This is a genomic window from Anaeroplasma sp., assembly GCF_034179385.1.
Lineage (GTDB): Bacteria > Bacillota_I > Bacilli_A > Acholeplasmatales > Anaeroplasmataceae > Anaeroplasma.
Map to the genome: position 1 here is coordinate 1 of NZ_JAXFPY010000005.1, position 11,629 is coordinate 11,629.

Below are 11,629 nucleotides of genomic sequence, written 5' to 3' on the forward strand. Positions count from 1 at the left end.
TGGTAGTGCATATATTACACAAGGAAGTTCTTTCCAAGCTAAATATACCTACAAAGGTAATCAAAGTGATGGAGGGGCAACTATAACTAACACAACCCCAACAACGGATTTAACTACAAGTGATACAACTTATACTGTAACCGGAGTTGGTGATGTTGTTATTACACCAACTGGTGACTCATGCTTTACAGATGATACAATAATTACTTTAGCTGATGGTACCCATAAAAAGATTAGTGAAATCTCAAAAGATGATAGAATAATCTCTTATAATTTCTTTACAGGTGAATTTGAAGAACAATCTATTGTCATTTTAGTTAACCATGGTACAAGAGAATACGAAGTTCTACACATGATTTATGATGATGGCACTGAATTAAAGACAATTGGTGAACATGGTATATTTAATTATGATTTGAATCAATTTGTATATCCAACAAAAGAAAACTATCTATCATATATTGGTCATAAATTCGTAAAATATAACGAAGATACAAATTCATATGAATTAGTAACTTTAGTTGATGCATATTACGATACAATGATTACCGGAGCGTGGTCAATTACATCAAGTAGTAATTCGAACGCTATTGCAAATAATATGTTAACTGTTGCGCCACCAGCAAATTTCCATAATTGGATTACTATGGGAGACAAGCTAAGGTATGATATGGATGCATTCCAGCAAGACATTGAAACATATGGATTATATACATATGAGGAATTAAAGGATTATATGACATATGAACAATTTGTTGAGGTCGGACAATATTTGAAGATTCCGGTTGAGAAAGGTTATTTCACATTTGAATACATTATTGAATTAATTGAGCAATACAAGGATTGGTTCATTTGATGAAGGAGGAAAGGCATGGAAGATGTAAAAAACATTTTAGAGATTAAAAATTTATATAAGTCCTATGGGACAAAGGAAGTACTAAAAGGTATTAATGTAACTGTAGGGAAAGGCCAAATTGTAGGTCTTATTGGAAAGAATGGTATTGGTAAATCCACAACAATAGATTGCGTCACTGGTTCTAAGAATTATAATTCTGGTGAAATCTATATTGATGGATGCAATATCGAATCAAATCCAATTGAAATCAAAAAGAGGTTTGGATACATCTCCTCTGAGCCATGCCTTTATGAAACTATGACGGGCTATGAATATTTATCCTTCATAGCCTCTGTCTATGGTGTTTCACCTAGTGTTTTTCCAAACAAGGTAGAAGAATTAAGGGCAAATTTTGATTTGACTGAAAATGATCTATCTGTAAAGATCAAGGGTTATTCTCATGGTATGAAACAAAAATTAAGCTTAATTGCTTCCTTACTTCATGATCCAATACTTTGGATATTAGATGAGCCTACCGTAGGCTTAGATATCATGGTTTATCATTATTTAATCAAATGTATGCTTGATTTTGTTAAAAATGGTAAATCCATTTTAATCACATCTCATAATCTAGATTTTATTGGTAAGATTTGTAATCGTGTTGATATTATTAATAATGGTATCATTTTTAAGAGTATCAATTTAGATGAAAATGAAGAATATAGGGGTAAACTTGATCAGGTTCTAACTGAGATTTATGGAGGTTAGAAATGATAAAAAGCTTAATTACAAAGGAATTGAATATAACCTCCTTAGGTTATAAATTCAAAAAAGAAAACTTAATCAATACAATATTAGAGCTACTGATTTATGCTGGATTTATTGTAATTGAGGTTTATTTATTCCATATGCTTACAAAGAAATTTCAAGCATACAATGGAGTAGAAGAAGCCTTCTTAATGATTTATCTATCCATAATTAGCATATTCTTAATATTGGTAATGACCTTACAAGCAAGAAAAAGCATCTACTCTATAGAGGATGCAAATATCATGCTAACTAAGCCAATTAAACCAAAGGATAATATCATCTCTAAAATTATATTTATCTATGGTAAGAATGTATTATTGAATTATTTTGTTGCGTTCCCTATATTAATTAGCTATGCAATGAATATACATTCTTTCGTATATATTATGATTTTCTGTATCTTATATCCTTGGCTTATGGCCTTCTTTGAAACAGGCTTTGCCTGTATCTTGGTATTAGGAGCACAAAAGCTTCATACCCTATTTCAAAAATATATTGTTTTACAAATCTTAGGTTCTATTTTAATTATTGTAGGCTTTTGTTATCTATATTCCTATATCTTAAATATCTTTATGGTATTAGTACAGGATGGTAATATCAGTACAATATTTACAAATGAAACCTTAGATATATTAAAGACTATTGGTAATTTTTGTATACCTATAAGATTCTTTACTCCAGTATTTGAAAATAATTTTATACCATTAATCTATTTAGTATGTATTGCTTTTGGAATATTCGTATTAGGTATCTTTTTAGCTTCCTATTTCTATTTGAGATTCATTAAGAATGAAAAGGAAAGTACAAATAGAAGCTATAAAAAATTTAAGAAGGTGGATACACCTACAAAAGCATTACTTAAAAAAGAGGCAAAGCTTATCTTTTCTTCAAATTCCATATTTTCCTTTGCAGGATTATTATTTATGGAGCCTATATTAACTTATGCAATTGTTAAGGCTATACATGTTATATTTAAATCGGGTGTATTTACATTCCTAACATCGATGTATACATTCATCATACCGATTATTGGTATTATCTTTGTTACCTTATTTAGTGTAATTATCAATACATCCTCAAGCTTTATATTGCATAGAGAGGGCTATAACGGAATTAAGATTTGTAAGCTTATTCCAATATCTTATAAAAAACAAGTATTGATTAAAATGGCTGTGCCATTTATGCTATCCTTTCTAACATTATTTGTTAGTGTTGTTCTGCTTGTTTCCTTTAAGGAATTATCCATTTTAAATGGAGTATTCGCATTCATGATTGCGTTCGTATTACAAATATTAATGGAAATGATTTGTGTATCTACAGAATTTAGAGGAAAAAGTAAGGAAGGCACTTCTTTAGCTGCAGTAATTGAATTAATCTCTATTCTATTACCAATATTGGTTGTTGGCTTCATGTTCCTACTTGCTTATTTAGGTCTTCCATTCTATATTTCATTTTTAATTCCATTTGTTGTTATTTTAATGGTTACTATTCTATATTTTATTATCTTCTCTAAGAAGGTAAATAAATTATTTATTCTACTAGAAACGAGGAATTAGGCCATGTCAAAGAAAACATTATTTCTAATCTTAATATTACCTTTTGCCCTAGCTATTTCCTTCTTTGCGGTCTCAGAATACCTAGTAACAAAGGTTAAGGCAGATATTCAAAATATTTCCTGGGAATATAAAAATAATGAGGCATATGCATTAAGTGAGGGTGAGGTATTGCTTGATGCAACACCAATCTTAGCGGATGGAGAAGAGGATGTGGATGCAACACTCACCTGGGAAGTTAAAAATTTAGATGAGAAAGAAGATGCTCACGCATCCATCCGCTTTGATGGAAAAAATTATTATTTAGTATTAGAAAGCATTGGTAATGTGCTTGTCAGTGTTACGAATTCTAGTGGTAATATATCGAAATCCTTCAATGTAAAGATTTATGAGGGTGGAGTCGTATCGATGAATACAAAAAGACTAAGAAGCCAAAATTCGATTGAAGGATTTGATTATTATGGTGAATATGATTTTCTTGGTACGAAGGAAATTCCTGCAAGCTTCTATTTAGATGTTACGGTAAAGCCTATCGATGTAATGGATTATATTACAATTGAAACAAGTAGTAATGTTGAATATAATGCTTTAACCGGTAAGGTTACTATATTATCTAGTGGAGATGCTTATATTCGATATAAATCTAAAGAGGAAAGCTACGTTGAAACGGAAGAATATGATTTTAAAGTTATAGAGGATGGATATAATGTTTACAATTATAATGATTTATTAAATTGTACGAATAAATCCGATGCAGGTAAGATCGTATGTCTACAAGCCAATTTAGAATCATTTAATAATACTTATAATTCAGATTTAACTAAGATAGATGAGGTAACAGAATTATTTGGTAATTATAATCCTAAAACAAAGAAATATAGCTTTAATAAAGAGGTATATCATTTTGAATCTACATATAATACGAATTTTATAGATCAATATAATGAAAAGAATTCGGATAAAATTTCTAAGGAGCTTATTGCAGGTATTCATATTCAAAAGGATTTCTATGGAAATGGTTATATTATTAATGAGCATAATTTAACCTACCCAACAAAAACTCTATCTACCGATGACTATTTAGTTGCCTTAGGAGAGGATGACCTATTCCGAGGCCCACTTCCATATGTTATCATTGGTACAAATGGATTACCTATTATTAAAGCCTACGGCCAGGATAATGTAGGATTCTATGTCGATGGAGATAATATTACTCTAAGGGATGTATATTTTAAGAATTGTAATTATTCCTCTACCTTAGAAAATAACGATTATACAGGTACAGTAGTTGAATTAAATGGAGATAATATAAAAGTTCTAAATTCTCATTTAACTAGTGGTAGAGTTGTACTTAGAAGCTATTCAAACAAGAATACGATTATTGAAAATACTCTCATGGAAAAGGGTAGAGAATTTATCGCAAGAATAGGCTCAAATGAATTTGTTGGTATAGATACTACTAAGCAAATCGAATTTAGCTTTAAGGGGCAGGATTATAGCTACAGCTATGATGAATTCTTTATCGATCAAAATAAGGATAATTGGAATTTAAATCGTATTTCTGCTGCATTACTGAAAACAAGCTATGTTACCGTAAATGAAGAGGATAAGAATTTGTCTGATAGTGATCGCTTAGTTTTAGCAAGAATACTCAATGGTATATTAAGCGATACATCCTTAGTTATGGAAAATAATACCCCAATCTATAAAAATGAAATTACATTCAGAGATTGTGTATTCTATCAATCGGGCTTATTCTCTATTGGACTTGATACCATCTTTAATGGACCTTATATGTTTGATGGATCCCCAGTTAAAGGGGTACTTCAAAACCTACAGGGTGATGGTCTTGTAATACCAAATAAGGTATCCGGTACGAATTACCCATCCATTCTTCATTTAGAAGGAGAAACTGAATTCTATGATTATAAATCCATAGATCAGGTAAATTTAAGTTGTTTAATTGATACAACATACCTAAATCAAACGATTAATGATATTTTAGGTTCTCAGCAAGAAAATAAGCTTACCATTGATGATTTCTTCCCAGTAAAGATTATTCTAGACAGGAGATGCAAGGAAGAAGGATATTATTATACCGATTCAGGTACAAATTATGTGAACACACCATTTGCACTCTTTGGTGGAGGAATTAATCCTTCCTTAATTGATACAGAAAATCTATCGAATAAGGATAAATTAATACAAAATATTAAATTAGATATTTATGAGGAGGTTTTAACCAAAACCACCTCAGATCAAGACCAAACGATTGTGGTTAAGGGTGCGAATGTATTAAAGAAATGTGTTCCTATGGCACTTGGCTTTGAACCATTTGATTTAATGACCTATAAGGATGGCTATTTATTTAATGAGGCTATTCCAATCCAAAAATTAAAAGATAGAGCACAATAAGAATAAGGAGGATTTAAGCTATGAAAAAGAAATCAAAAAAATTCATAATAGCAAGATTAATCCTCCTTTTTATATTTATTGGAATTAATATATTCTTAATTATTGAATCTCTTACTCCCCAAGATTCATCTTCTAAGCAATCGAATGGTTTAGGTAACGTGATTGTCGATGTCGTAAATGGTATGGGTGGAGATCAAGCAACAGTTATTGAACCTTCTAAGGTGAATATTAAAAATAAAATATCTAATGCAAATACATTAGATAAATTAACCCTTGATATTGAAACATTACCAGAGGATACAAAATATAAATCCTATACCTATAAATCCTCTAATTTAGAGGTTGCTACGATAGATGAATTTGGTAATGTAGAATTTATTAAGGAAGGAGAAGTAGATTTATTTGCTTATAATACCTTTAGTGAAGAGATCTTTGATTCCTTCCATGTAAGGGTTACAGATATATATGCAGAATCTTTGGAAGTAGAAATTAAAGATGGAACAAAAGAGGATGACATTTATACTCTATATTTAGGTGAGGTATATACGATTTCTTCAACCGTATTACCTGAAAATAGAACCAGTAAGGATATTCTTTATGAATGTAGAGATAATCCATATATAAAAATCAATAATGATCAAATAAATGTCATAGGAGAATCCTTAGATAGTGTTATAGATATTCATGTCAAAGCGGATGTATTAGATGAGGTTCTTCATGTAAAAACAAAGACAAAGCCTATAGAATATATTCCATTAGAATCTATAACTATATTCGATATTCAAGGCTATGAAAATTCCAATATTTCCATAGTAAATAAATTAGAATTTAACCCATCGGATGCAACCAATAAGTCCTATGAAATTGTTGAAATTTTAGATAATTCAATTGCAACAATAAATACACAAAGATCGATTCAATTATTATCTGAAGGAACAACCAAAATAAAGATTAAGGCTATCGATTTAGATGAAATCTTTACAGGAAATATTATTGTTTTAAAAAGACCGGATTTAGTGGATTTTAACGCAACGGTAAAGGATTCATCTATATATGTAAATGAAACAAAAAAGATTAAATTATCGAATCCTTCTCCAAAGGATTCTATGATTCAAAATGTTAGCTATGAATCCTTAAATCCATCTCTTTTAAGTGTTACAAGTAATGGCTATGTAAAGGGATTATCTATCGGTACGGGTCAAATTAAGGTTACCTCAAATGGAATAGAAAAGATTTTAGATATTGAGGTATTAACGAGTATAGAGGAAACAACAGATTTTATTGTTGATTATATAAAAGGGGAAAGCCCATATGTAGAGGTATCCTCTATCCATTTAAAGGATTATTTTAAGGCTTCAAGCTTTATTCCCCATGCCCCTATAAAAAATGATATGACCTATGAGGTTATAAGTGGTAATGCGAAAGTCGATGGTTCTATATTAAATATTTATGGTGAGGGTAAGATAAGCCTTCTTATGATACATAAATCCTCAGGAATATCTAAAACAGTAGATTTATATGCATATTATCCACTAGCTATTGATGATGATATTATAGAAAATACTTTAGTATTAAATCAGGAATATGTATGTTCGATTCATTCGAATTCTATATATAGTTATTATGTAGAGGCATCGAATAAGAATATTTCCTACATTCAAAATGAAAATGAAGTCATCATTCAAGCGAAAAATATTGGGAATACCACCTTATCCTTTTATCCTATCTTAGAGGATAAAATCCTATATGATGCTAAAATAGAATATCCTTTATCCATTATTCATAAGGATACAAAGAATATATCTATAGATATTAATATTAAACCACAAGGTGGAAATCTGGCTATATATAACAATCCAGATATATTAAATCTATATAAGAGCGATAAAATAACCTATCAAATTTTATTAGATAGCGATATTACAAGAAAAAGTATTCAGGTTACATCGAGTAACTCATCTTGTATTAAGGTATCTAGTAATAACCTTATGATTGTAGGTATTGGAGATACCATATTAAATTTTAAAGAGGAATATAGTAATTTAAACAAAACGATAAGGGTCCATGTATCGAATTTACTTTCCTTAAATGAAGAAAATAATTTAAAAATTACAGGGAACTATACGAAAAATGAGGATTCTATTACGATTGTTAATGGAGAAGCGATTACGATAAAATATAATTTTACAAAATATTCTACGATTCAATCTACGATTTATTCCTCATCGGATTTATCCGTTGCCAAAATTGGAGATGATGGTGTTATAACTCCTATGGGAGTAGGAGATACAATCATAACACTAGAGGTAAAGGATTCTTCAGGTACCTTAGCGAAAAGTGAGGTAAAACTTATTGTAAGACAAAAGGATTTTGTAGAGAATATATCCGATTTTATATATATTTATGTAAGAAAGGGCTTAGGCCATTTTGGTATATTCTTAATTTTAGCAATCTTTGCATCCTTATGCTGCTTTATGTTCTTTGAAAATAAGAAGTGGTGGCATGTCGCAATAAAAATAGGTATTATCTTTGTTTATGGATTCCTCTTTGCAGGCCTTACAGAGCTTTTACAATTGATAACTCCAGGAAGATGTGGGCTTATGAGGGATGTTTTGGTTGATTTTTTTGGATATTCCTTAGCTGCAGTTTTATTAAGTGTTGGATTTATTATCTTTTTCATTGTAAAACGGAAGAAAAATAAATGCGAAGATTAATATTGGGAGATGGTATTATGCTGTTTGATATAAAAAAGAATAAGAAATTTCCTTTTTTACATATATCAAAGGAAAGCTTATTTGGGATTTTATTTGAATTCATTATTATAGGTATTTTAGGCTTTATTTTAGAAACTGTATTAGAATATATTACAGCGAAAAGCTTTGTAGACCGTGGATTCTTATGTGGTCCATTTATTCCTATTTATGGATTCTTTATTGTAGGCATATGCTTAATGAATCGATTTCCTGAAAGAAATGTAAAGAATTATTTATTTTCCTTCGCTTTAGTATTCGTATTATCCTATATCTTTGAAGAGGTAATTGGTACAAGCTGTGAGGCAATATTTAAAACAAAGCTATGGCAATACTCAAGCTTTCTTCCATTCAATAGTAATACAAGATATACAAATTTAATCGTATCGATTCTATGGGGTATATTTGGAGCATTATATTATATGTATGTCATTCCTTTTATATTCCATCTATCCAAAAAAATAAGTGTAAGAATTAAAAGATGTATAAGTATAGAATTCTTAACGATATTTTCTATCGATATTCTTTATACCCTAGTAAGAATTCGTGTAAATGGTGGATATAAGAAGATATGGGCGGATTACCCAAGAAGTACAGAATTAACCTTATTTATCATTGGTATATTTGCTTATTTCATTGCAGTAATTCTTTTAATGGAATTTGTATCAAAGGCAATATATAAGCTAAATAAGAAGCTCGATTGGGTATTATTCTTAGTATCTACATTTGTTATATTATTTCCCATCTTTAGTGCCTATGAATACATGGAAAGAAGTGGTATAAAAATCCTCGAGGTATTTTCTACTATTGGCTTTTTAGATGCCGCATTCTTAATTTATTTTCTACTTGCCTTTATTGGAACCTTTATCCTTTTATCCATATATAAACTGGTTATTTATATCATTGAAAAGAAAAGGACTATATCCGATAAATTTAAATTTTATAAGAAAAATAAATTTATGTCCTATTTTACCTTAGGTAATATTGGATTATCCATCCTGATCCTTCTTATGGGTATTATATCCTTAAAGAATCCAGTGGAAACCAATATCAGGGTTGGAAGTGGAGAAAAACATTTAAAGATTGTTGCCGTATCGGATATTCACTATGGTACAACTGGTGGAATTGTTGATTTATCGGATTTAGTTAAAAATTTAAATAAGGAAGATGCCGATGTCATTTTCTTTTTAGGGGATACCATAGATAAATATGCATCAAAATCCTCATCAAAAGGCAAGGATTACCTAGATTATACTGTCTTTGCATCCTATATGAAGGAAATCCAATCCACCTATGGTATATATGATATTTCAGGTAATCATGAATTTGAAACAAATTCCTTATATGAGGTGAATGATTTCTTTAGTGAGGTAGAAAAGCTAGCCCCCAATTTCCATTATTTAGATGATGAAGCCCTAGTTATTGCAGATGCATTTCGTTTAGTTGGAAGAAGAGATTATTATTATGGTGGTAAATCTAGAACAAGAGAATCTATAGAAGCGATTTTAAAAAGAAAGAATTTATATGATTCCAATTTAGATTTGATCGTATTAGATCATCAGCCACAGGATTATAAGGATAGCTTAAAGGAGAATGCGATTTTACAGCTATCTGGTCATACACATGATGGACAAATCTTCCCAGGAAATATCCTTATCGGTTTATATCATAAAATGAGATATGGCTGTATAAGCTATGGCTTATATCAAGAGGGAAACTTTAATTTCTTCGTCACAAGAGGCTATGGTGCTTGGGGATTCCCACTAAGAACCACTGGTGCAAGTGAGGTATTAGTTATAAACTATAACTACCAATAAATCCACTTTCAAAAAACCAATAAATCCACTTTCAAAAAAATGTTGCAAGGGACTATGTTTTTTTATATAATATTAAAGTAATTGAAATTAAAAAATCGAAAGGTTGTGTAAAATTATGGGTAGAGCTCATGAAGTTCGTGCTGCATCTATGGCTAAGACAGCAGCTATGAAATCCGCAAAATATGCAAGATGGAATAAGGAAATCTTTGCAGCAGCTAAGGCAGGTGTTCCTGATCCTGAAATGAACCAGGGTTTAAAGAACGTTATTGCAAGAGCTAAGAAGGACCAGTGTCCAGCAGACGTTATCAAGCGTGCAATTGAAAAGGCTAAGGGTGTAACATCCGGTGCTACTAAGGAAAAGGTTTATGAAGGCTATGGTCCAGGACAGGTAGCTGTCATTGTTGAATTCTTAACAGATAATGATAACCGTACATATACAGAGGCTCGTACAGCATTCAATAAGACTGGTGGTACTATTGGTACATCTGTATCCTATATGTTCGCTCGTAAGGCAGTATTCTCTTATCTAGGATTATCTGAGGATGAGACTATGGAAGCTTTAATGGAAGCTGGCTTAGATTTTGAGGATTTATCTACGGATGAGGATGGCTATGTAAATATTACTGCTGCACCTAATGATTTTGAAGGTATTAAGAATGCTCTTTTAGCTGTAAAAGAGGATTTAGACTTCGATCAGTGCGAGGTAACTATGGTTCCATCTAGCTATGTAGATTTAGATGAAGATCATTTAGAGAAGTTCAAGAGATTCTTATCTATGCTTGAAGAGTACGATGATTTTGAAGCAGTATATCATAACGCAAATCTTCCTGCAGAGGATATAGAAGAATAAAAAATGAAATGGGAAGCCTTTAAGGCTTCCTATTTACATTAGTAAATCGTATAATAATAAGCAAATATTAATGATATCCAGAGAGGTACAATATGAAAACAATAATAGAAAACGAACAGTTTTTGAGAACGTTGAAGCGTATGACGCATGAAATCATAGAAAGAAATGAAGATCTTTCCTCTCTAATTCTGGTCGGAATAGAGAAGAAAGGGACTCCAATAGCAAAGGAAATACAGTCCCTTATTTTTTTATTTGAGGGAATAAGTGTACCTGTTGAATCTATAGATATATCCTCTCATAGAGATGATGAGAAGAAAAGTGATGTTAAAAATATTTTAACAGAAAACATTAATGGCAAAGTCATTGTCTTAGTAGACGATGTTTTATTTACAGGAAGAAGCGCAAGAGCTGCGATGGATGCAATCATTGATATGGGACGTCCTTCTAAGATTGAGCTTGCCGTTTTTGTCGATAGGGGTCATAGGGAATTACCAATTCGAGCAGATTTTATTGGTAAGAATATTCCAACCTCTAGGGAGGAAAAGGTTTTAGTTGATTTTGAATGTAAAACCGTAACCTTAAAATAAAACGTTTTCTAA

The 11,629-nt window shown here is 30.8% G+C and carries 8 protein-coding genes; all 8 read left to right on the forward strand.

Annotation, left to right across the window (positions count from 1 at the left end):
* On the forward strand, positions 1–856 hold an 856-nt coding region (locus SPJ17_RS00115; RefSeq protein WP_321091520.1), incomplete at its 5' end, for a Hint domain-containing protein.
* Positions 857–871: 15 nt separating this feature from the next.
* On the forward strand, positions 872–1,603 hold the full coding sequence (locus SPJ17_RS00120; protein WP_321091521.1) for an ABC transporter ATP-binding protein: 732 nt from the start codon (positions 872–874) through the stop codon (positions 1,601–1,603).
* 2 nt (positions 1,604–1,605) lie between these two features.
* Positions 1,606–3,201 carry a hypothetical protein gene (locus tag SPJ17_RS00125; RefSeq protein WP_321091523.1) on the forward strand — a complete coding sequence of 532 codons (1,596 nt, stop codon included), beginning with the start codon at positions 1,606–1,608 and terminating at the stop codon, positions 3,199–3,201.
* A gap of 3 nt (positions 3,202–3,204) precedes the next feature.
* The gene (locus tag SPJ17_RS00130) at positions 3,205–5,613 is read left to right on the forward strand and encodes a hypothetical protein (RefSeq protein WP_321091525.1); all 2,409 of its coding nucleotides are present in this window, start codon (positions 3,205–3,207) and stop codon (positions 5,611–5,613) included.
* A gap of 20 nt (positions 5,614–5,633) precedes the next feature.
* Positions 5,634–8,327, forward strand: a complete 2,694-nt coding sequence (locus tag SPJ17_RS00135) for a VanZ family protein (protein ID WP_321091527.1) — start codon at positions 5,634–5,636, stop codon at positions 8,325–8,327.
* Between the two features lie 17 nt (positions 8,328–8,344).
* The gene (locus SPJ17_RS00140) at positions 8,345–10,180 is read left to right on the forward strand and encodes a metallophosphoesterase (RefSeq protein ID WP_321091529.1); all 1,836 of its coding nucleotides are present in this window, start codon (positions 8,345–8,347) and stop codon (positions 10,178–10,180) included.
* A gap of 115 nt (positions 10,181–10,295) precedes the next feature.
* A complete protein-coding gene (locus SPJ17_RS00145) occupies positions 10,296–11,030 on the forward strand; it encodes a YebC/PmpR family DNA-binding transcriptional regulator (RefSeq protein ID WP_321091531.1) in 735 nt (244 codons plus the stop codon).
* 92 nt (positions 11,031–11,122) lie between these two features.
* The gene (gene pyrR / locus SPJ17_RS00150; protein WP_321091533.1) at positions 11,123–11,617 is read left to right on the forward strand and encodes a bifunctional pyr operon transcriptional regulator/uracil phosphoribosyltransferase PyrR; all 495 of its coding nucleotides are present in this window, start codon (positions 11,123–11,125) and stop codon (positions 11,615–11,617) included.
* Positions 11,618–11,629: the final 12 nt, after the last annotated feature.

What these genes read in the sequence shown, in the direction of transcription:
- SPJ17_RS00120 (WP_321091521.1), top strand. Translation starts at nt 872, where the DNA reads ATGGAAGATGTAAAAAACATTTTAGAGATTAAAAATTTATATAAGTCC.
- SPJ17_RS00125 (WP_321091523.1), top strand. Translation starts at nt 1,606, where the DNA reads ATGATAAAAAGCTTAATTACAAAGGAATTGAATATAACCTCCTTAGGT.
- SPJ17_RS00130 (WP_321091525.1), top strand. Translation starts at nt 3,205, where the DNA reads ATGTCAAAGAAAACATTATTTCTAATCTTAATATTACCTTTTGCCCTA.
- SPJ17_RS00135 (WP_321091527.1), top strand. Translation starts at nt 5,634, where the DNA reads ATGAAAAAGAAATCAAAAAAATTCATAATAGCAAGATTAATCCTCCTT.
- SPJ17_RS00140 (WP_321091529.1), top strand. Translation starts at nt 8,345, where the DNA reads ATGCTGTTTGATATAAAAAAGAATAAGAAATTTCCTTTTTTACATATA.
- SPJ17_RS00145 (WP_321091531.1), top strand. Translation starts at nt 10,296, where the DNA reads ATGGGTAGAGCTCATGAAGTTCGTGCTGCATCTATGGCTAAGACAGCA.
- pyrR (WP_321091533.1), top strand. Translation starts at nt 11,123, where the DNA reads ATGAAAACAATAATAGAAAACGAACAGTTTTTGAGAACGTTGAAGCGT.